General features: G+C 68.7%; 19 protein-coding genes. 7 read left to right on the top strand and 12 right to left on the bottom strand.

The annotated features are described in order from the left end of the window. The first annotated feature begins 70 nt into the window (after nt 1–70). Nucleotides 71–3151 (top strand): excinuclease ABC subunit UvrA, encoded by a 3081-nt coding sequence (uvrA, locus tag R0D99_RS01080; protein ID WP_317749585.1) that lies wholly within the window; start codon nt 71–73, stop codon nt 3149–3151. Between the two features lie 52 nt (nt 3152–3203). On the opposite strand, the gene R0D99_RS01075 is transcribed toward uvrA, so the two are convergent. Then, nucleotides 3204–3647, bottom strand: a complete 444-nt coding sequence (locus R0D99_RS01075; protein WP_317749584.1) for a hypothetical protein — start codon at nt 3645–3647, stop codon at nt 3204–3206. A 384-nt stretch (nt 3648–4031) separates the two neighbouring features. Here R0D99_RS01075 and R0D99_RS01070 point away from each other — a divergent pair, with 384 nt between their 5' ends. The 4 genes from R0D99_RS01070 to R0D99_RS01055 all read left to right on the top strand — a co-directional run bounded on the left by R0D99_RS01070 (nt 4032) and on the right by R0D99_RS01055 (nt 7447). Further along, nucleotides 4032–4853 (top strand): M48 family metallopeptidase, encoded by an 822-nt coding sequence (locus R0D99_RS01070; protein ID WP_317749583.1) that lies wholly within the window; start codon nt 4032–4034, stop codon nt 4851–4853. Between the two features lie 309 nt (nt 4854–5162). Beyond that, nucleotides 5163–6128 (top strand): sulfurtransferase, encoded by a 966-nt coding sequence (locus R0D99_RS01065; protein WP_317749582.1) that lies wholly within the window; start codon nt 5163–5165, stop codon nt 6126–6128. Next, complete coding sequence (locus R0D99_RS01060; protein ID WP_317749581.1) at nt 6125–7264, top strand: YeeE/YedE thiosulfate transporter family protein; 1140 nt, start codon at nt 6125–6127, stop codon at nt 7262–7264. Before R0D99_RS01065 ends, R0D99_RS01060 begins: the two co-directional genes overlap by 4 nt. A 12-nt stretch (nt 7265–7276) precedes the next feature. Further along, entirely contained in the window at nt 7277–7447 is a 171-nt protein-coding gene (locus R0D99_RS01055) for a hypothetical protein (protein WP_317749580.1), read from the top strand. Between the two features lie 81 nt (nt 7448–7528). Here the strand turns inward: R0D99_RS01055 and R0D99_RS01050 are convergent, their stop codons facing one another. The 7 genes from R0D99_RS01050 to pyrF all read right to left on the bottom strand — a co-directional run bounded on the left by R0D99_RS01050 (nt 7529) and on the right by pyrF (nt 15316). Beyond that, complete coding sequence (locus tag R0D99_RS01050; protein ID WP_317749579.1) at nt 7529–8506, bottom strand: tripartite tricarboxylate transporter substrate binding protein; 978 nt, start codon at nt 8504–8506, stop codon at nt 7529–7531. Nucleotides 8507–8531: 25 nt separating this feature from the next. Next, complete coding sequence (gene tcuB / locus R0D99_RS01045; RefSeq protein WP_317749578.1) at nt 8532–9704, bottom strand: tricarballylate utilization 4Fe-4S protein TcuB; 1173 nt, start codon at nt 9702–9704, stop codon at nt 8532–8534. Continuing rightward, on the bottom strand, nt 9691–11046 hold the full coding sequence (gene tcuA, locus R0D99_RS01040) for an FAD-dependent tricarballylate dehydrogenase TcuA (RefSeq protein ID WP_317751168.1): 1356 nt from the start codon (nt 11044–11046) through the stop codon (nt 9691–9693). The genes tcuB and tcuA overlap by 14 nt, the downstream gene beginning before the upstream one ends. 136 nt (nt 11047–11182) lie before the next feature. Next, entirely contained in the window at nt 11183–12109 is a 927-nt protein-coding gene (locus R0D99_RS01035; RefSeq protein WP_317749577.1) for a LysR family transcriptional regulator, read from the bottom strand. Nucleotides 12110–12325: 216 nt separating this feature from the next. After that, nucleotides 12326–13321, bottom strand: a complete 996-nt coding sequence (locus tag R0D99_RS01030) for a succinylglutamate desuccinylase/aspartoacylase domain-containing protein (RefSeq protein ID WP_317749576.1) — start codon at nt 13319–13321, stop codon at nt 12326–12328. Next, complete coding sequence (locus R0D99_RS01025) at nt 13318–14286, bottom strand: tripartite tricarboxylate transporter substrate binding protein (RefSeq protein ID WP_317749575.1); 969 nt, start codon at nt 14284–14286, stop codon at nt 13318–13320. Before R0D99_RS01025 ends, R0D99_RS01030 begins: the two co-directional genes overlap by 4 nt. Nucleotides 14287–14470: 184 nt before the next feature. Beyond that, nucleotides 14471–15316 carry an orotidine-5'-phosphate decarboxylase gene (gene pyrF / locus R0D99_RS01020; RefSeq protein WP_317749574.1) on the bottom strand — a complete coding sequence of 282 codons (846 nt, stop codon included), beginning with the start codon at nt 15314–15316 and terminating at the stop codon, nt 14471–14473. 66 nt (nt 15317–15382) lie between these two features. Between pyrF and R0D99_RS01015 the strand changes: the two genes are divergently transcribed. Beyond that, nucleotides 15383–16504, top strand: coding sequence for a phosphoserine transaminase (locus R0D99_RS01015; protein WP_317749573.1), 1122 nt, complete (start codon nt 15383–15385; stop codon nt 16502–16504). A gap of 86 nt (nt 16505–16590) precedes the next feature. Beyond that, nucleotides 16591–17763 carry a phosphoglycerate dehydrogenase gene (locus tag R0D99_RS01010; protein WP_317749572.1) on the top strand — a complete coding sequence of 391 codons (1173 nt, stop codon included), beginning with the start codon at nt 16591–16593 and terminating at the stop codon, nt 17761–17763. Nucleotides 17764–17849: 86 nt separating this feature from the next. Here the strand turns inward: R0D99_RS01010 and R0D99_RS01005 are convergent, their stop codons facing one another. The 4 genes from R0D99_RS01005 to fba all read right to left on the bottom strand — a co-directional run bounded on the left by R0D99_RS01005 (nt 17850) and on the right by fba (nt 20700). Further along, nucleotides 17850–18800, bottom strand: a complete 951-nt coding sequence (locus tag R0D99_RS01005; protein ID WP_317749571.1) for a phosphoribosylaminoimidazolesuccinocarboxamide synthase — start codon at nt 18798–18800, stop codon at nt 17850–17852. 52 nt (nt 18801–18852) lie between these two features. Continuing rightward, nucleotides 18853–19254: a PIN domain-containing protein gene (locus tag R0D99_RS01000; RefSeq protein ID WP_317749570.1), complete on the bottom strand. Its 402-nt coding sequence runs from the start codon at nt 19252–19254 to the stop codon at nt 18853–18855. Next, the gene (locus R0D99_RS00995; protein ID WP_317749569.1) at nt 19251–19550 is read right to left on the bottom strand and encodes a type II toxin-antitoxin system VapB family antitoxin; all 300 of its coding nucleotides are present in this window, start codon (nt 19548–19550) and stop codon (nt 19251–19253) included. The genes R0D99_RS01000 and R0D99_RS00995 overlap by 4 nt, the downstream gene beginning before the upstream one ends. Nucleotides 19551–19635: 85 nt before the next feature. Next, complete coding sequence (gene fba / locus R0D99_RS00990) at nt 19636–20700, bottom strand: class II fructose-bisphosphate aldolase (protein WP_317749568.1); 1065 nt, start codon at nt 20698–20700, stop codon at nt 19636–19638. Between the last annotated feature and the right edge of the window lie 93 nt (nt 20701–20793).

Genomic DNA, 20793 nt, shown 5'->3' with positions numbered 1-20793 from the left:
CACTGGCGCGGATCGCCGCCAGCTTCGATAATGGCCGGTTGCCCCGGACATCCCGGGGCCGCGCCGTTTCATGACCGATCTTTCCAAGCCTCCCGTGCCTTTCGATGCCGACGCCGGCACCCCGCTGGCCGCTGCGCTGCGCGCGCAGCGCCTGTCGGTGCGTGGCGCCCGCACGCACAACCTGAAGAACATCGACCTCGACATCCCCAAGCACCAGCTGGTGGTGGTGACGGGGCTGTCGGGGTCGGGCAAGTCGTCGCTGGCGTTCGACACGCTGTATGCCGAGGGGCAGCGGCGCTACGTCGAAAGCCTGTCGGCCTATGCGCGGCAGTTTCTGCAGTTGATGGACAAGCCCGACGTGGACCTGATCGAAGGCCTGTCGCCCGCCATCGCCATCGAGCAGAAGGCGACCAGCCACAACCCGCGCTCCACCGTGGGCACGGTGACCGAGATCCACGACTACCTGCGCCTGCTGTTCGCGCGCGCCGGCACGCCGTATTGCCCCGACCACGACCTGCCGCTGACGGTGCAGACCGTGAGCCAGATGGTCGACGCGGTGCTGGCGCTGCCGGAGGACACCAAAGTGATGATCCTGGCCCCGGTGGCGCGCGACCGCAAGGGCGAATTCAGCGAGCTGTTCGAGCAGATGCAGGCGCAGGGCTACGTGCGTTTTCGCGTCGGCGGCCAGGTGCTGGCGGTGGAAGATCTGCCGCAGTTGAAGAAGGCCGAAAAGCACGACATCGACGTCGTCGTCGACCGCCTGAAGGTGCGGGCCAGCACCGACGGCCCCCGAGGGGCTTCGCCCCGTCCCCCCGAGGGGGTGAAAGGCGCTCTTGGGAGCGGACCGGCGAGCGCCTTGAAGTCGCGCCTGGCCGACAGCCTGGAAGCCGCGCTGCGCCTGACCGACGGGCGCGCCATCGTGCTGGAAATGGACACCGGGCGCGAACACCTGTTCAACAGCAAGTTTGCCTGCCCGGCGTGCGGCTATTCGATTGCCGAACTGGAGCCGCGCCTGTTCTCGTTCAACGCGCCGGCCGGCGCCTGCCCGACTTGCGACGGGCTGGGCACCACCGAGGTGTTCGACGCCGAGCGCGTGGTGGCCTTCCCCAGCCTGAGCCTGGCCAGCGGCGCCATCAAGGGCTGGGACCGGCGCAATGGCTATTACTTCTCGCTGATCGAGTCGCTGGCGCGGCACTACGGCTTCGACGTCGACACGCCGTTCGAAGACTTGCCCGAAGCCGTGCGCCAGGTGGTGCTGCACGGTTCGGGCGTCGAGGACATTGCCTTCAGCTACACCATGGAGAGCGGCAACTTCGCGGGCAAGAAGGTCAAGAAGAAGCACCCGTTCGAAGGCATCCTGCCCAACATGGCGCGGCGTTACCGCGAGACCGATTCGCCCATCGTGCGCGAAGAGCTGGCACGCTACCGCGGCACGCAGCCCTGCCCCGACTGCGGCGGCACGCGCCTGCGCCGCGAGTCGCGCCACGTGTACGTGGGCGACGGCGAGCAGCGCCGCGCCATCTACCAGATCAGCCACGTGACGCTGGGCGAGGCCAAGCAGTATTTCGACGCCCTGCAACTGCACGGCGCCAAGGCCGAGATCGCCGACAAGGTGGTGCGCGAGATCGGCAACCGGCTGAAATTCCTCAACGACGTGGGGCTGAACTACCTGAGCCTGGACCGCAGCGCCGAGACGCTGTCGGGCGGCGAGGCGCAGCGCATCCGCCTGGCCAGCCAGATCGGCAGCGGCCTGACGGGCGTGATGTACGTGCTGGACGAGCCCAGCATCGGCCTGCACCAGCGCGACAACGACCGCCTGATCGGCACGCTGCAGCACCTGCGCGACCTGGGCAACAGCGTGCTGGTGGTCGAGCACGACGAGGACATGATGCGCGCGGCCGACCACATCATCGACATGGGCCCCGGCGCCGGCGTGCACGGCGGGCGGGTGATGGCGCAGGGCAACTTTGCGCAGGTGGCGGCCGCGCCCGCGTCGGTGACGGGCCAGTTCCTGCGTGGCGAGCGGCGCATCGACGTGCCGGCGCGGCGCGCACCCAGCTATGCCATTGATAGCGCATCACGCGCTTCCAGCCAGCGCGAGCGGCCCAAAACATCGAAGAACGAGGCGCCCGAGGGCGCGCTGCGCATCGTCGGCGCGCACGGGCACAACCTGCGCGACGTGACGGTGGACATTCCGGTCGGCCTGTTCACCTGCGTGACGGGCGTGTCGGGTTCGGGCAAGAGCACGCTGGTCAACGACACCTTGTACGCGGCGGCGGCGCAGGCCATTCACCGCGCCCACGCCGAGCCGGCGCCGCACGAGGCCATCGTGGGGCTGGACCAGTTCGACAAGGTGATCGCCGTCGACCAGTCGCCCATCGGCCGCACGCCGCGCAGCAACCCGGCCACCTACACCGGCCTGTTCACGCCCATCCGCGAGCTGATGGCCGAGACGGCGACGGCGCGCGAGCGCGGCTACGGCCCGGGCCGGTTCAGCTTCAACGTGCCGCAGTCCAGCGGCGGCGGGCGCTGCGAAGCCTGCCAGGGCGAAGGCGTGGTGAAGGTCGAGATGCACTTTCTGCCCGACGTGTACGTGCCGTGCGACGTCTGCCACGGCCAGCGCTACAACCGCGAAACGCTGGAAGTGCAGTGGAAGGGCCGCCACATCGCGCAGATCCTGGACATGACGGTGGAAGAGGCGCACGCCTTCTTCCGCGATCAGCCCAACCTTGCGCGCCGCCTGCAGACGCTGCTGGACGTGGGCCTGAGCTACATCCAGCTCGGCCAGAGCGCGACCACGCTGTCGGGCGGCGAAGCGCAGCGCGTCAAGCTGGCGCACGAGCTGTCGCGCCGCGACACCGGGCGCACGCTCTACATCCTGGACGAGCCTACCACCGGGCTGCACTTTGCCGACATCGAACTGCTGCTGAAGGTGCTGCACCAGTTGCGCGACGCGGGCAACACCATCGTCGTCATCGAGCACAACCTGGACGTCATTAAGACCGCCGACTGGCTGATCGACATGGGGCCGGAGGGCGGCGATGGCGGCGGCACCGTGGTGGCGCAAGGCACGCCGGAAGACGTGGCCGCGTCGCCCAAAAGCCACACCGGGCGCTACCTGCAGCGCGCGCTGGAAGCGGCCCGCGGCTGAAGCGGGCGCTCACATGGGCGCCCGCGCGGGTCGGTGCGGCTGCGCGTGAAGATCAGGCCCCGTTGCCGCCCGGCCGGCCGCGCGGCGGGCTGCCCAGTTCGCCCATGCCCTGCTGCGGATAACCGTAGCCCCTGAAGCCGTTGAAGCCGCCGCGGTAGCCACGGTAACCGGGCGCGTCGCCCAGCTCGCCCGAGCCGCGCCCCCACAGGCCGTCGCTGCCGTAGCGGCCGCCACGCTGACCCTGGTAGCGGTCGAGCTGGTAGCGGTCCCACGGCTGGCGCTGCATCTGGCGCTGCTGCTCGCGCTGCAGGCGGCGGCGTTCGCGGTCGGACAGCTGCACGGGCTGCATGGCCCAAGGGGTCAGCCCGCGGTCGGGCGCTGGCTGGGCCGCCACCGGGCGGGCCAGGCCGCTCAGGCCCCAGCCCAGGGCGCCGGCCACCAGCACGGCCGCCGCACGGGCGGCGGCAGCGCGGGGCAATGAAACAGAGCGTGTCATGGTGGTCTCCTTGGACAACATGGCTGACAGATGGTGGGGCAACGCCGCGGATCAAGCCGGCGAGGGGCGCGCTGCCCGATCTTTACCCATCGTCAACGTTCGGGATACGTGCAGCGTAGACGGGCCAGCGGCCACCGGCTGTAGGCGATCCGGCCCAGGCGGTGTCGGAACGGCCGGGCGGCGCCGTGCCCTGGCTCGTGAAAAATATCAATTTGATAGCATCATCCGGCGTCCTGACAGCGCACAAGGCACTTTTCATGCCCTAAAAAGCCGCCGGCACGCCGCCGCGCGACTGCCGAAGTCGTCCGACGTGGCGCGCGGCCGGGCGCGGGCACAATCACCCGCAGTCACACGCCGACACGCCCCTTTGAGGAGATTTTCGCCATGTCCCCACGCCGTTTTTCCTTCACCGCCCTGGCCGCCGCCGCCTTGCTGGCCGCCGGTTGCGCCAGCACCACCAGCGGCAGCGTCGCCACCGATGGCCGTGGCCGCTCGCAATTGCTGCTGGTGTCGCAGGAGCAGGTGGTGCAGCAGTCGCTGCAGTATTACGACCAGCAGAACCAGAAGGCGCGCGCCCAGGGCAAGCTGGTGACCAGCGGCGCCGAATGGAGCCGGGTCAACGCCGTGATGCAGCGCCTGGTGCCGCAGGTGGCCGCGTTCCGCCCCGACGCCGCGCGCTGGCCGTGGCAGCTGGTGCTGATCGACGAAGACACCATCAACGCCCACGTCATGGCGGGCGGCAAGATCACCTTCTACACCGGCATCCTGCGCAAGCTGCGGCTGACCGACGACGAGATCGCCGCCATCATGGGCCACGAGATGGCGCATGCGTTGCGCGAGCACACGCGCGAGAAGATGTCGCAAAGCGCCGCCGGCGACGTGGCGCTGGCCCTCGGCGGCGCGCTGCTGGGCGTGGGCGAAGGCGCGGTGCAGCTGGCCGGGCTGGGCAAGCAGCTGGCGCTGGACCTGCCGTTTTCGCGCAACATGGAAAGCGAAGCCGACCTGTACGGGCTGGAGCTGGCCGCGCGCGCCGGCTACGACCCGCGCGCCGCCATCACGCTGTGGGAAAAGATGGCGCAGGCCGGCGGCAGCGGCGGCCCGAGCTTCCTGTCCACCCACCCCAACGCCGGCAACCGCATGGCCGCGCTGCAGGCCGCCATGCCGCGCGTGATGCCGATCTACGAACAGGCGCGGGCGCGGCGCTGAGGGGCGCAGTCGGCTACCGAAACGCACCAAAACCGAATACCGGACGCAGAGGACGCAAAGGATTCGCAGAGGACGCAAAAGGAACAGCCAGAAGAAATTTTTGGTTTTTTTTGCGTCCTCTGCGGCATCTTTGCGTCCTCTCCGTCCGGCTGTTTTTCAGGCCGAATTCAGCTCTTGCGCTGATCCAGCAAGCGCACGTAGCTATGTTTACCATAGCATTCATCCTTGCATAAGCATCTGACGAATTTTTCTTAAGGCGGGCGGGCGGGCGCGGCGAAAATATCAGGCTTTGCTTATCTGGCAGCGGCCATGCGGCGTTCGATCAAGATTCTTCTTCTGTGGCTGGGCGGCCTGCTGCTGGCGGCGCCTGGCTGGGCCGCGCCGCCGCTGGTGTCGCCGGCCGAACTGCAGGCGCTGCGCGCCGCCGGGCAGGTGCGCATCATCGACACCCGCGAGGAAGCGGCCTACGCCCTGCAGCACGTGCCGGACGCGGTGTCGGCGCCCTACGGCCGCTGGCGCGGGCCGGCCACCAACCCCGGGCTGGTGCCGCCGCTGCCCGAACTGACGGCGCTGGTGCAGTCGCTGGGGCTGACGCCGGAGCAGCGCACCGTGCTGGTCTACACCGGCACCGATTCGAGCGACTTTGCCACCGCCGCGCGCGCCTACTGGACGCTCAAGAGCCTGGGCGTGCGCGAGCTGTCGATCCTGAACGGCGGGCTGAACGCGTGGCGCGCGGCGGGGCTGCCGGTCAGCAACCAGCCGGCCGTGGCGCCGCGCAGCGCCTGGCAACCGCGCTTCAACCCGCAGTGGCTGGCCACGCGCTCAGAAGTGCGGCAGCTGCTGGGCAACGGCCAGGCGGTGCTGGTCGATTCGAGGCCGGCGCCGTTCTTTCAGGGCAAGGTCGGGCACGACGCGGCCAAGGCGCGCGGCACGCTGCCGGGCGCCGTCAACCTGGACAGCGACCTCTACTTCGAACTGGGCAGCGCCGTGCTGCTCGACAAGGCGAGCTTGGCCGCCGAGGCCGACGCCGCCCACGCCGCGCCCGGCCAGACAGTGGTGACCTTCTGCAACGCCGGACACTGGAGCGCCACCGACTGGTTCGTGCGCTCCGAGCTGCTGGGCGAAAAGAACGTCAAGCTCTACCCCGGCTCCATCATCGACTGGAGCCAGGCGCCCGAGCCGCTGCCCATGGCCAACGAGCCGCCCCGGCTGGACAAGCTGCGCCACATGCTGGCGACCTGGGCGCAACGCAATCTCACCTTCAAGACGCCATGAACACGCTGGCCGATTCCCCCCTGACCGTGGCGGCGGCACGCACGCGGCGCGTGTGGTCCAAGCGCTGGCCGATCGCGGTGGCGGTGCTGGCGCTGTTCGGCTGGCTGCTGTGGACGGTGTCGGCGCGCCAGGCGCTGCTGCTGCTGGTGGGCGTGGGGCTGGGCTGGGCGCTGGCGGCGGCGCGCTTCGGCTTCACCACCGGCTGGCGCCACCTGATCGAGCAGAAAGACCCGTCGGGCGTGTACGGTCAGATCCTGCTGCTGGCGGTGCTGGCGGCGCTGTCGATGCCGCTGCTGGCGCACTTCCCCGAGACGCAGGCGGCGCTCGGGCCGCCCTCGGTCAGCCTGCTGGTGGGCGCTTTCGTGTTCGGGCTGGCGATGCAGATCTCGGACGGCTGCGGCTCGGGCACGCTGTACAAGGCGGGGCTGGGCGTGCCGCTGAACATGGCCATCCTGCCGCTGTTCGCGCTGGGCAGCTTTGCCGGGTCGGTGCACCTGAACGGCTGGCTGGCGCTGGGCGCGCTGCAGCCGGTGGGCCTGGTGCAGCAATGGGGCGCGGGCACCGCGCTGGTGGCCACGCTGGCGGCGCTGGCCGTGGTGGCCGTGGGCGTCGGCCGGTGGAGCGGCCAGCGCTTCAGTTTCAGGAGCATGCCGCGGCGCTGGGTCTGGGGCGCGCTGGCCATGGCCGTGTTTGCGGCGCTCAACCTGCTGATTGCCGGGCAGCCGTGGGGCGTGGTGTACGGCTTTGGCCTGTGGGGTGCCAAGGCGGCCACGGCGCTGGGCCTGTTCGACCCCGCCGCCAACGCCTTCTGGTCCGACCCCGGCCACGCCGAGCGCCTGCACCAGACGCTGCTGCTGGACGTGACCAGCATCACCAACATCGGCATTCTGGCCGGCGCGCTGTGGGTAGCGCCCAAGCGCCCGCAGGACGCGCGGCCGCTGACCGGCGCGCAGTGGGCGGTCGGGCTGCTGGCCGGCTTCGTGCTGGGCTACAGCTCGCGCCTGGCCTTTGGCTGCAACGTGGGCGCCATGGTCAGCGGCATCAGCACCGGCAGCCTGCACGGCTGGATCTGGGTGCCGATGGCCTTCATGGGCACCCTGATCGGCGTGCGCGTGCGCCGCCGGCTGGACTTTTAAAGGAGGCGCGCCATGCTGTCGATCACCGCACTGCGCCGCTGGATCTTCTGGATCGGGCTGTTCGCCTTCATCGCCTGGGACTACCGCGCCTCGGCCCCGGTCAACCTGCGGCTGGAGCCGCCCCTCATCGCCGCCGGCTCGGGCCTGCCCGTGAGCGGCGGGCATTGCGCGCGGCCGAAGTAGCGGATCGCTACTTAAATCATAGCTGCCAGCGCCGCATCCATCAGCGCTGGTAGCCTATTTAACGCATCACTCAGCCGACGGTCAGTTCGCCTTGATGTTGCGTTCTTTCACGATGGCCGACCACTTGGCGTCTTCCTTCTTCATGAAGGTGGTCAGCTCGGCACGCGTGGTGGGCTGCGGCGTCAGGCCGTGGGCTTCGAGTGCCTTCTTCACTTCGGGGTCGTTCAGCACCTTGACGATCTCGACGTTCCAGCGGTCGAGGATCGGCGCCGGCGTCTTGCCGGGCGCGACGAAGGCGTACCAGTTGAGCGCCTCGAAGCCGGGGTAGCCCGACTCGGCCACCGTGGGAATGTTCGGCAGGTAGGCCGGGCGCTTCGGGCCCGTGGTGGCCAGCGGAATCAGCTTGCCGGCCTCGACGTGCGGCATGGCGGTGGGCGGCGCGGCAAAGTAGGACGCGATGCGCTCGCCCAGCAAATCCTGCAGCGCCGGCGCGCCGCCCTTGTAGGGCACGTGCACCATGTCGATCTTGGCCTGCTGGTTGAACAGCTCGCCCGCCAGGTGCGAGGCCGAACCGGCGCCGGTGGAGGCAAATTCGACCTTGGCGCCTGGCTTCTTGGACAGCGCGACGAACTCGGCCAGCGTCTTGGCGCCCACACCCTTGTGCACCACCAGCACGTTCGGGAAGTTGACGCCGCCCGAGACCGGCGCCAGGTCCTTGAACGGGTCGTAGCCCACTTTCATCAGGTGCGGCGCGATGGTCAGCGGACCGATGGAGCCGAACAGCAACAGCGAGCCATCGGCCGGCCCCTTGGCGGTGAACTGGTGCGCGATGTTGCCGCCGGCGCCGCCCTTGTTGTCGACCACCACGGTCTGGCCCACGTTCTCGCCCAGCTTCTTGGCGATCAGGCGCGCCGCGGCGTCGGCCGCGCCGCCGGCGGCAAAGCCGACCACCATCGTGACCGGCTTCTTGGGCGGAAAGTCCTGCGCCTGCACCAGGCCAGCGGCCAGTGCGGCGCAGGCCAGGGCAGTGGCGCTGCGGATCAGTTGTCGCTTGTTCATGGGGGAAGTCTCCTTGAGGTGGAATTCAATCGGCGCCCAGCCCGATCGGGTTGGGTTGGCGTTTTTCGACCGCGTGGCGCAGCAGCGCCGCGCTGCGGAAGAAGCCGTGGGCAAACTTGCTGTAGGGCATCAGCGCAAACAGCGCCATCACCGCGCCCAAGTGCAGGCACAGCATCAGCCCCATGGCGGCGCTGCCGCGCGCCCACCACAGCAGCAGGCCGCTCAGGGCGATCAGGAACAGCAGCGCGATGAAGCCGCGGTCCATCGGCCGCTGGGCGGTGTCGCCCTGCAGCGGGTCCCGCCGCAGGTTCAGGCGCCACAGGCCCACGGTGCCAATCACCATGCTGACGCCACCGACGGCGCCGAGCAGCTTGGGCAGCGACGGGAAGTTGTACGGCGCCGCCCAGCCGAACAGGTAGTGGTAGACCGTCGCCAGGCTGGTGGCCGCAAAGCACAGCAGAAAGCCGTAGAAGGTGAAGTGGTGCATGCGGCGGCGGCGCAGGGTGTAGGCGTCGTCCTCGTCGTGGCAGCCGTCGCCGTGGCCGCCGTCCAGGTACTTCAGGCGCAGCACGTCGTGCGCGGCCTCGGCGGCGGCGTCGCCACTGGCGGGTGCGCCGCTGGTGGCGGGATTCACCTCGCGCAGAAAGCGCCGCACGCCCAGCGTGAGCGCCAGCACCGCGAACAGAAACACCGGCGCGAACAGGCCGACCAGCAGGTTGTGCGGAAAGATGGCGTAAAAGTCAGCCCCCTGCGCCGCGCCCCAGATCGGCCCCTTGAGCAGCACCGCCAGCACCAGGAACAGCGCCAGCCCCAAAGCCAGCGCCACCGACAGCGCCAGGCCGTTGCGCTGGTACAGCGCGCCCAGCGCTGGCGGCCAGGCGTAGTCGGCATAGGTCTGCCCGCGCACCGTGGCCATGGCGCGCGGCACGTTGACGGCAAATTCGTGCGGCGGCGCGTACTGGCAGGCGTGCAGGCAGGCGCCGCAGTTGTGGCACAGGTTGGCCAGAAAGTGCACGTCAGCCTTGCCGAATTCCAGCCGCCGCGTCATGGCCGGGAACACGGCGCAAAAGCCTTCGCAATAGCGGCAGGCGTTGCAGATGGTCATCTGGCGCGCGACCTCGGCTTCAGGCGCGGTCAGCACCACTTCGCCGTTGGCCAGCGCGCGCGCGTCGCGTGTCAGGGCTTCAAGCGAGGCCATGCAATGCTCCTTGATTCATAGCTGCCCGCGCCGCATTGACGCCGGCAATGCGGCCAAACGCCGTGCCAATCGACATGCCGACGCCGGCGGTGTAGCCCTTGCCCAGCACGTTGCCGGCCATCATCTCGCCGGCGACGAACAGGTTGTCGCTGGGCTGGTCGTTGAAACGCACGGCCGCCGTGTCGTCGGTGTGCAGGCCGAGGTAGGTGAAGGTCACGCCCGGCCGCACGGCGTAGGCGTAGAAGGGCGCCGTGTCGATGGGGCGCGCCCAGTGCGTCTTGGCGGGCGTCACGCCTTCGGTGTGGCAGTCGTCCAGCGCCGTGTGGTCGAAGCTGCCGGGCACGCAGGCGGCGTTGTAGCTGTTCAGCGTGTGCATGAAGGTGGCTTCATCCAATTCGAGCTTTCGCGCCAGCTCGGGCAGGCTGTTCGCCACCACGCCCGGAAACACCGGCGGCATGAAGCGGCCGATGGCCTTGGCGTCGATGATCGACCAGGCGATCTGACCCGGCTGCTGCGCCACCAGGCGGCCCCAGATGGCGTAGCGCTTGGGCCAGAAGTCCTCGCCCTCGTCGTAGAAGCGCCGGGCTTCGCGGTTGACCACCACGCCCAGCGACACACAGTCGATGCGGGTGCAGATGCCGCCGTCGTACAGCGGCGCGCGCGCGTCGATGGCCACCATGTGCGCCTGCGTCGCATCGCCAATGCGGTCGGCGCCGTGGTCATCCAGCAGGTGCTTCAGCAGCACGCCCTGGTTGAAGCGCGTGCCGCGGATCAGGAAGTTGTCGGCCGGCCACTCGCCGCGCTCGTTGCGGCCCCAGGCTTCGCGCAGCCAGTCGCGGTTGGATTCGAAGCCGCCGGCGGCCAGCACGCAGGTTCTGGCGGTGATGCGCTCGCCCTTGACGTGCGCGGCCACGAAGCGGCCGTCCTCGATCTCGATGCGATCCACCGGCGCCTCGTAGCGAATCTGCACGCCCAGCTTTTCGGCGCTGCGGTAATAGGCATTGACCAGCGCCTTGCCGCCACCCATGAAGAAGGCGTTGGTACGCGCCACGTGCAGCGCGCCCGACAGCGGCGGCTGAAAGTGCACGCCATGGCTTCGCATCCAGTCGCGGCAACTGCTGGACGCGCGAATCACCAGCCGTGCCAGGTGTTCGTTGGTCTGGCCGCCCGTGACTTTCAGCAGGTCTTGCCAATACTCTTCCTCAGGGTAGGCCTCGACCAGCACGTCCTGTGGCGCGTCGTGCATGCAGCGCAGGTTGCGCGTGTGGCCCGAGTTGCCGCCGCGCCATTCGCGCGGCGCGGCTTCCAGCAGCAGCACACTGGCGCCGGCCTCGCGCGCCATCAGCGCGGCGCACAGCGCGGCGTTGCCGCCGCCGATGACAAGCACATCGACCACGTTGTCTCCTGGGTTTTTGTTGGATGGCGCGATGGTAGACAGCGCGCGCCCGCGCGGCAAGGCGTCGCCGGACAACGGGCCTTCAGTTTTTGTGAAGGCTGGCGCCAGCCCAGCGGTCGTCACGCACCAGCGCGCGCGCCACGTCGGCCAGCACCACGCGCGCGGCGAGGGCCGCGGGCGAGAGTTCGTCGTCCGACAGGCTGGCCAGCAGGTTGCGGCGGGCCGTCAGCGCATCGGCCAGCAGCACGCTGCGCACCGCGCCAGCGGGCAGACGCGCCGTGGCGGCGCCGGGCTGGATGGTGGCGCCGAGACCCGCGCGCACCGCGTCCATCAGCAGCGTGAGGCCGTCGACCTCAGCCTGCACGCGCGGCGTGATGCGCTGGCGCGCAAAGGCGGCATCGGTCAGTGCGCGCAGGCCGTGGCTGGGCGAGGGCAGGATCAGCGGCAGATCGCGCAACGCCTTCAGCCGCACGCGCGCGCCCGCCGGCATGCCGGGCAGATCGGGGGCGCCGATGACGTAGAGCTTTTCATCCAGCAGCGGCGTCACGCTCCAGCGCCGCCCGGCGTCGGCGCGAAACAGGATCGCCAGGTCGAGCTGGCGCGCGTTGAGCATCGTCGTCAGGTGGCCCGACAGCGCCTCGACCAGGTGCACCCGCACCGCCGGGTAGCGCGCGGCCATGGCCTGCATCAAGGGCACGCCCAGCACCGACGCGGTGGTCGACGCCAGGCCGATGCTGACGTGCCCCGACAGCCGCGCCGTCTGCGCCGCGTGCACGGCGTCGTCGGCGTGGCGCAGCGTCAGTTGCGCCTGCTGCAAAAAGGCGAGGCCCGCGTCGGTCGGCACCACGCCGGTGCTTTGGCGTTGCAGCAGGCGCGTGGCCAGTTCGCCTTCGAGCCGGCTGATCTGCTGGCTGAGCGCCGAGGTCGCCAGCCCCAGATCGAGCGCGGCACGACCCATGCTGCCGGCTTCGCAGACCTTGACGAAGTAGCGCAGCTGGCGCAGTTCCATGGCAGCCTTTTTGCTATTGATTAGATAGCTGATTGCGCATGTCAGGCAAGCGCTGCAGGCCGATTGGGCACATGTTGCTGTATCGAACGCAACCGAAAACTCCGTCATTCCCGCGCAGGCGGGAATCCATTCGACCTGTGGACATGTCCCTGGATTCCCGCCTGCGCGGGAATGACGAAGAGAAAAGCATCGCCACGCAGATGGCTTCCGGATGAATCATGAGGACATCAAGGCGCGCCGGGCGAAGCGCACCACCGTCACCCCCGCGCGCGCCTGCCGCACCGAGGGCATCACCAGCACGCAGTCGTCATACGGCGTGACGACCGGCTCGCCCTGGCCCGGGCCGTCGTGGTGGCCGATGACGGTGCCGGCGGTCGGGAACACCTCCAGCCCCGTGAAGGGCGCGGTGAAGGCAAAGCGCTCGCTGCGCGCCACCGCCGCGCCGTCCACCGTCAGCGCCCATTGGCGCGGCGCGTCGGGCTGGCGCCAGCCGGGCAGTTGCGCGTCCAGCGTGGCGGCATCGATGCAGCCCGACTGCTGCAGAAAGCGCAGGCACAGGTCCTGCGCCACGGTGCGGCTGGCCGGGTCGCCATGGAAGCCGCATTCGATCAGCAGCGAACGCGTGTCACCCGCCTCGTCGTCCGGCAGGCCAAAGCGGCCGTAGTCGCGCATGCGCACGCCGTCCTGGTGGCCGGCGTCGATGACGATGTGCTCGGGCGCGCGCAGGCGCCGCGCCAGGTCGAGGTTGCGCGGCTGCACGCCGGTCAGCAGCAGCGGCGCCGACGGCTCGTGCATCGAATGCAGGTCGAGCAGCCAGTCGGCGCGCGCGACGAAGGGCGCCAGCGCGGCCGCGCGGCGGCGTTCCAGCGTGTCGGCGGCGGCGATGCGCTCGGGCGTCCACTGGCGGTTCAGGTCCTGTTCGACAAAGCGCGCGGCATCGTGCTGCGCCGCGTCGAAGCGGTCGAACGCGGCCAGGTTGCAGAACATCAGCGTCAGCGCGCCGCGCTGCGGCCGCACGCCGGCTTCAAGCAGCCCTTTCAGCGCCCAGGCACCGCAGACTTCGTTGCCGTGGATCAGCGCGCTGATCGCTACCTGCCGGCCGGGCTGGCCGCTGTCCCAGTGCCACACGCCCTCGACGCCGGTATTGCCGGCGCGCCAGGCCGCGATGTCGGGCAGGGGCAGCGCGAAGGGCAAGGCAGGCGGGCGGTTCATTGCTCGATCTTCGCGAACTGCACGATCTTCTGGTACTTGGCGACCTCGCTCTGCAGGAAGGGGCCGATGTCGACATTGGTGGCCGCCACGGTGGAGCCGCTGGCTTCCATCTTCTTGCGGAAGTCGGGCGACTTGAGCGATTCGGCCAGCGCGGTCTTGAGCTTGGCGGTCACCGCCTCAGGCAGCCTGGCCGGGCCCATCAGCACGAACCAGCTGCCGATGTCGATGCCCTTGAGCGCCTTGTGCTCGCCCAGCGCCGGAATGTCGGGCGTCGAGGGCGAGCGCCTGGCCTCGGTGGTGCCCAGCGCCACTACCTTGCCGCTCTTGATGTGCGGCAGGCCGCTGGACAGCACGAAGACGCCGTATTCCAGGTTGCCGCCCACCAGGTCGGTGGTCAGCGGCGCCACGCCGCGGTAGGGGATGTGGGTCATGAACACGCCGGCGCGTTCTTTCACCATCTCGCCCGCCAGGTGCAGCGCCGTGCCGACGCCCGAGCTGCCGTAGCTGTACTTGCCCGGCGCGGCCTTGACCTTGGCAACAAACTCGTCGAGGTTCTTCACCCCGGCCGAGGGCGAGGCCACCAGCACCATCGGTTGCGACGCAATGAGCCCGATGGGGGTGAAGTCCTTCAGGTCGTACTTGGTGGTCTTGGTGACCAGCTTGCTGATGGCGACCTCGTTGTTGGCGCCCACCAGCAGCGTGTAGCCGTCGGGCGCGGCGTGCGCCACCTTCTGCGCGCCGATGGCGCCGCCCGCGCCGCCCAGGTTCTCGATCACCACCGGCACGCCCAGTTGCTTGGTCAGCGCGTCGGCCAGCGTGCGGCCGGTCAGGTCGGTGCTGCCGCCAGCCGGATAGCCGACGACGATGGTGACGGGCTTGGTGGGGTAGGCCTGCGCCAGCGCGGCAGGCGCGGCGGCCAGCGCGGCCAGAGACAGGGCGACGGCGGTGGTGAGGTGGCGTGACACGGTGAATGATTCCTTTGCAGCGTTTTTGTACCGTGGGCCGCATTGTGCGCAAAAAAGGCCGGCGCGCGCCGACGCCAGGCCCAGGGCCGACGCGCGCACAAAGGCTGACAGCGCCGACGCTTATCGAGTCAAACAGGCCTTTAGCGCTTGCTGGTCAAGCACAGACAGCTATGATTTTTGCAGCTTACCGCGGCCGCGCGCGGTTCAGCGCGTCGCGCGTCGCCAGCGCGGCGGCGCGCGCGGCGTCGGCAAAGTCGGCGCCCTGGCCAGCGTACAGGATGGCGCGCGAGCTGTTGACGATGACCGGGCCGGTGGTGGCACCGGCGGCATCGCCGCGCCAGCCGGCCTGCACCGTGGCCACCGCATCGCCGCCCTGCGCGCCGACGCCCGGAATCAGCAGCGGCAGCGTGGGCGCCAGTTCGCGCACGCGCTCGATCTCCTGCGGGTAGGTCGCGCCCACCACCAGGCCCAGCTGGCCGTTCAGGTTCCACGGGCCTTGGGCCAGGCGCGCCACGTGTTCGTACAGCCGCGGCTGCCCTTCGACCGAGGCCAGCCGCTGGTTCTGCAAGTCGTCCCCGCCGGGGTTGGACGTGCGGCACAGCAAGAACGCGCCTTTGCCCGGGTACTGCAGGTAGGGCGCGACCGAGTCAAAGCCCATGAAGGGCGACAGCGTGACCGCGTCGGCGCCGTAGCGCTCGAAGGCCTCGCGCGCGTACTGCTCGGCGGTGCTGCCGATGTCGCCGCGCTTGGCGTCCAGAATGATCGGCACCTGGGGCGCGACCTGGCGCATGCGGGCCATCAGGCGCTCCAATTGCGGTTCGGCGCGGTGCGCGGCGAAGTAGGCGATCTGCGGCTTGAAGGCAATCGCCAGATCGGCCGTGGCCTCGACGATGCGCAGACAGAAGTCGTGGATGCCCTCCGCATCGCGCGTGATGCCGGCGGGAAAGCGGCCGGGCTCCGGGTCCAGCCCCACGCACAGCATGGAGTGGTTCAGGGCTTCGGCTTCTCGCAATTGGTTGAGGAAGGTCATGGCGGTCGATTCTAGGGCGAGCCCTAGAATGCTCTGTTGCCTTTACCCCCTTCCATCGAGACGCGCATGAGCCAGCCCAGCACCCTACCCCGCATCCCCAATTTCTCGTCCGGCCCCTGCGCCAAGCGCCCCGGCTACGACGTCGCCCAGCTCGATCTGAGCGCGCTGGGCCGCTCGCACCGCAGCAGCCTGGGCAAGAAGCTGCTGGGCGCGGCGTGCAGCGAAACGGCGCGCATCCTGGGCCTGCCCGAAGGCTACCGCGTGGGCGTGGTGCCCGCGTCGGACACCGGCGCGGTCGAGATGGCCCTGTGGTCGCTGCTGGGCGCGCGCGGCGTCGACATGCTGGCGTGGGAATCCTTCGGCAGCGGCTGGGTGACCGACGTGGTCAAGCAGCTCAAGCTGAAGGACGTGACGCGGCACGAGGCCGGCTACGGCGACCTGCCCGACCTGTCCAAGGTCAACTTCGACAACGACGTGGTCTTTACCTGGAACGGCACCACCAGCGGCGTGCGCGTGCCCAACGGCGACTGGATTCCGGCCGACCGCAAGGGCCTGACGATCTGCGACGCCACCAGCGCCGTGTTTGCCATGGAACTGCCGTGGGAGAAGCTGGACGTCATCACCTATTCGTGGCAGAAGGTGCTGGGCGGCGAAGGCGCGCACGGCATGCTGATCCTGGGCCCGCGCGCCGTGGAGCGGCTGGAAAGCTACAGCCCGCCGTGGCCGCTGCCCAAGATCTTCCGCATGACCAGCGGCGGCAAGCTGACCGAAGGCCTGTTCAAGGGCGAAACCATCAACACGCCCAGCATGCTGTGCGTGGCCGACTACCTGGACGCCCTGAAGTGGACCGACAGCCTGGGCGGCGTGAAGGCGCTCATCGCGCGCAGCACGGCCAACCTGAAGGTGATCGAAGACTTTGTCGCCGCCAACCCGTGGATTCACTTTCTGGCCAGGGCCAAGGAAACGCGGTCGAACACCAGCGTGTGCCTGACGCTCGACCTGCCGGAAGACAAGGTCAAGGCGCTCGTCAAGTTGCTGGAAAGCGAAGGCGTGGCCTACGACATCGGCGCCTACAAGGACGCGCCCGCCGGCATCCGCATCTGGTGCGGCGCCACGGTGGACACCAGCGACTTGCAGGCGCTGATGCCGTGGCTGAAATGGGCATACGAGCAGGTCAAGGCCAGCTGAAATTCCCGATTTGATAGCAAATAAGCCCGATTCGGCGCCGACCTGGCGCCGATTTCGTTCATGAACCCGCCACGGAGGAGACACCCGTGTTCAAGATCAAGACCTACAACGCCATCTCGCCCAAGGGCCTGAGCCGATTTTCACCGGGCCAGTTCGAGGTGGGCAGCGCCGTCACCGACCCCGACGCCGTGCTGCTGCGCAGCCACAAGCTGCAGGGCGAGCCGGTGCCCGACTCTCTGCTGGCGGTGGCGCGCGCCGGCGCGGGGGTCAACAACATTCCGGTGGACGACTACGGCAAGCGCGGCATCGTCGTGTTCAACACGCCGGGCGCCAACGCCAACGCGGTGAAAGAGCTGGTGCTGGCCGGCATGCTGCTGGCCACGCGCGGCGTGCTGCCGGGCATTGCGTACGCGCAGTCACTCGGGCACATGACGGATTCGGCCGCCATGCACGCGCTGCTGGAAAAGGAGAAAGCCAAGTTCGCCGGCGGCGAATTGCGCGGCAAGACGCTGGGCATCGTCGGCCTGGGCGCCATCGGCTCCATGGTGGCCGACATGGCGCTGGCGCTGGGCATGAAGGTGCTGGGGTTTGATCCGGCCCTGTCCATCGACGCCGCCTGGCGCCTGTCGAACGCCGTGCAGCGCATGGAAAACCTGCCGTCGCTGCTGGGCCGATCCGACTACGTGAGCCTGCACGTGCCCGCGCTCGACGCCACGCGCCACATGATCAACGCGCAGGCGCTGGCCGGCATCAAGACCGGCGCGGTGCTGCTCAACTTTGCGCGCGAGAGCATCGTTGACCCGGCCGCCGTGGTGGAGGCGCTGCATTCCGGCAAGCTGGGGCGCTATGTGTGCGACTTCCCGGAGCCGGGTTTTGCGCAGGAGCCGAAGATCATCGCCCTGCCCCACATCGGCGCCAGCACCGAAGAGTCGGAAGAAAACTGCGCCGTGATGGGCGCCGACCAGTTGATCGACTTTCTGGAAAACGGCCACATCAGCAACAGCGTCAATTACCCCGCCATCCGCATGGACCGCACGCCCGGCGCCACGCGCATCACCATCGCCAACGACAACGTGGCCGGCGTGCTGGGCCACGTTCTGAGCGTACTGGCCGACGCCAACGTCAACGTGCTCGACATGAGCAACCGCAGCCGCGACACGCTGGCCTACAACATCATCGACGTGGAAACTGCGCCCGCTGCGGGCGTGATCGAGGCGATTCGGGGGGTGGGGAATGTGATTCGGGTAAGGGTGGTTTGACGACTCGGTCCAGCCCAAGTGAACCGCTGCTCACGCCGATAGCAGCGACACCTTGACCGACTGCGCCTTGGCCCAGTGGACATCGATCAAGGCCGCCCAGCGCGCTTGAATTGACCGATCTCCGAGGCGCTGAAGCGGACTCGAACCCCCAACCGCTCCATCGCCTCCCGATACTTCGCCGCCGTCTGTGCGATGACCTCATCGGGCAACCTGGGCGCCGGCGCTTTCTTGCCCCAGGGCTGATCATCAACCCGTGCTTGCTCCAGCCAGTCGCGCAAAAACTGCTTATCGAAGCTGGGCGGGTTGCTCCCCTCTTGATAGCTCTCGGCGGGCCAATAGCGCGATGAGTCGGGCGTCAGCACCTCGTCCATCAGCACCAGTTGGCCCGCATCGTCCAGGCCGAACTCGAACTTGGTGTCGGCGATGATGATGCCTTTCTTGAGCGCGATGGCGGCAGCGCGCTCGTACAGGGCGATGCTCACGTCGCGGATCTTCGCGGCCAGGTCGGCGCCGATCATCTCCACCGTGCGTTCGAAGGTGATGTTCTCGTCGTGCTCGCCCACCGCGGCCTTGGCCGCCGGGGTGTAGATGGGTGCGGGCAGCTTGCCGGCGTTCTTCAGGCCCACCGGCAGCGGCACGCCGCAGACGGATTGCGATTGCTGGTATTCCTTCCAGCCGCTACCCGCCAGATAGCCGCGCACCACGGCCTCGACCGGGATGGGTTTGAGGCGCTTGACCAGCATGCTGCGACCGGCCACCTGCGCCACTTCGGCGGGCGCGACCACGCTTTCGGGCGCCTCGCCGGTCAGGTGGTTGGGCACGATGTCTTTCAACTGATCGAACCACCACAGCGCCATCTGCGTCAGCAGCGCCCCCTTGCCGGGAATCGGCTCGCCCATGATGACGTCGAACGCGCTGATGCGGTCGCTGGCGACCATCAGGATGCGGTCGTCTCCCACGGCGTAGTTGTCGCGCACCTTGCCTCGGGCGAGCAGGGGCAGGCTGGTGAGCTGGCTGGTGTGCAGGGCGGTGGTCATGGAAATGGCGGTGAATGAAAATGGAGTGGGTCAGGTTCGCACACTAGGCGCCTCAGCACGGCACGAACCGCAGTGGCGGCGCCGTCTGGGCCAGGGTGGCGAAATCGCGATCATCGTGCAGCAAGGGCAGGCCGGCCTCGATGGCGCTGGCGGCGACGATGCAATCGTGCGGGCTGCGCACGGTGTAGCCCCGCCAGCGGCAGCGCGCATAAAGCATGGCCGCCTGGCGGTGCAGTTCCAGGCTGTCTGCGGGGCTCCAAAGCGGCACGGCGTCCAGCGCGGTTTGCAGGCGAATGAAGTGGGCGGCATCGCGCGCGCCTTGCAGCAGCTCCTGGTACACCACGTCAAGCATGAACACCGGCTCCTGCCGGCGCAGCGCCAACCGCAGGCGCGCATGCGCGGGGCTGCCGGTGGCGCGAAACAGTGCCACCCAGGCAGAGGTGTCGACGATCAACCGCGCCCCTTGGGCCGCGCCGGCGTGCGCTGTTGGGCCGAATACGGCGCGGTTTGGGGCTCAGCCACCTGCCGTGCAGCCCAGTCGCCGTCGGATGCAGCGAACACCGCATTCGGGTCGTAGTCCGGGGCCAGTACAGCGCTGCCCTCCAGCGCCAGCAGGCTGGAATAGTCCGGCTGGCGCACGTAGGCGCGCAGGGCGGCCTCCACGGCGGCTTTCTTGGTGCGCACGCCCGCGCGCGCCATCGCCTGCGCGATCAATTCGTCGTCCAGAACAATGTTGGTACGGGTGGTCATGGCAATACACCTTCGATGTGTATTGCGGATTATCGCACTGCACGCGGGCGGCCGCCAGCGAAAGGCGGCGCGCCTTTCGGTGACGTCAGTTGACGACTTGCGCCAGTTCGCCCTTGGCGTACCTCTCGGCCATCACCGACAGCGGCACGCCCTTGATCTTGGCGCCCTGGCCTTCGCAGCCAAACTCCAGGTAGCGTTGCTTGCAGATCGCCTTGGCGGCTTCGCGCGCGGGCTTCATCCATTCGCGCATGTCGAACTTGTCCGGGTTCTCGGCCTGGAACTTGCGCACCGCGCCGGTCATGGCCATGCGGATGTCGGTGTCGATGTTGATCTTGCGCACGCCGTGCTTGATGGCTTCCTGGATTTCCTTCACCGGCACGCCGTAGGTCTGCTTCATCTTGCCGCCGAACTGGTTGATGATGTCCAGCAAGTCCTGCGGCACGCTGCTGCTGCCGTGCATCACCAGGTGCGTGTTGGGGATGCGGGCGTGGATTTCCTTCACGCGGCCAATCGCCAGCACGTCGCCGGTGGGCGGGCGGCTGAACTTGTAGGCGCCGTGGCTGGTGCCGATGGCAATGGCCAGCGCATCGAGCTGCGTGGCGGCAACGAACTGCGCGGCTTCCTCGGGGTCGGTCAGCAGCTGGTCGTGGCTCAGCTTGCCGGCGGCGCCGACGCCGTCTTCCTCACCCGCCTCGCCGGTTTCCAGTGATCCCAGGCAACCCAGTTCGCCTTCCACCGTGGCGCCGATCTTGTGCGCCATGGCAACGACCTGCTTGGTCACGTCGACGTTGTAGTCAAAGTCGGCCGGCGTCTTGCCGTCTTCGCGCAGGCTGCCGTCCATCATGACGGAGCCAAAACCCAGGTCGAGCGCGCCCTTGCAGATGGCGGGCGATGTGCCGTGGTCCTGGTGCATCACCATGGGGATGTGCGGATAGGCCTCAGATGCCGCCTGGATCAGGTACTTGATGAAGTGTTCGCCCGCGTACTTGCGCGCGCCGGCGCTGGCCTGCAGGATGACCGGTGCGCCCACTTCGTCGGCGGCGGCCATCACGGCCTGCACCTGTTCCAGGTTGTTCACGTTGAAGGCGGGGATACCGTAGTTGTTGGCCGCTGCGTGGTCGAGCAGCTCGCGCATGGAAACGAGTGGCATGGCGGGAATCCTCCAGGAGTCAAAGAAACACGCGGGCGCGCAAAACGCGCCGATTCCCTTGATTTTACCGGCGCACCCGCAAACGGCCGGCCG

Origin of the sequence: Ottowia sp. SB7-C50, from assembly GCF_033110285.1 — a bacterium.
Classification (GTDB): domain Bacteria; phylum Pseudomonadota; class Gammaproteobacteria; order Burkholderiales; family Burkholderiaceae_C; genus Ottowia.
This window is presented reverse-complemented; position numbering and strand designations above follow the sequence as displayed.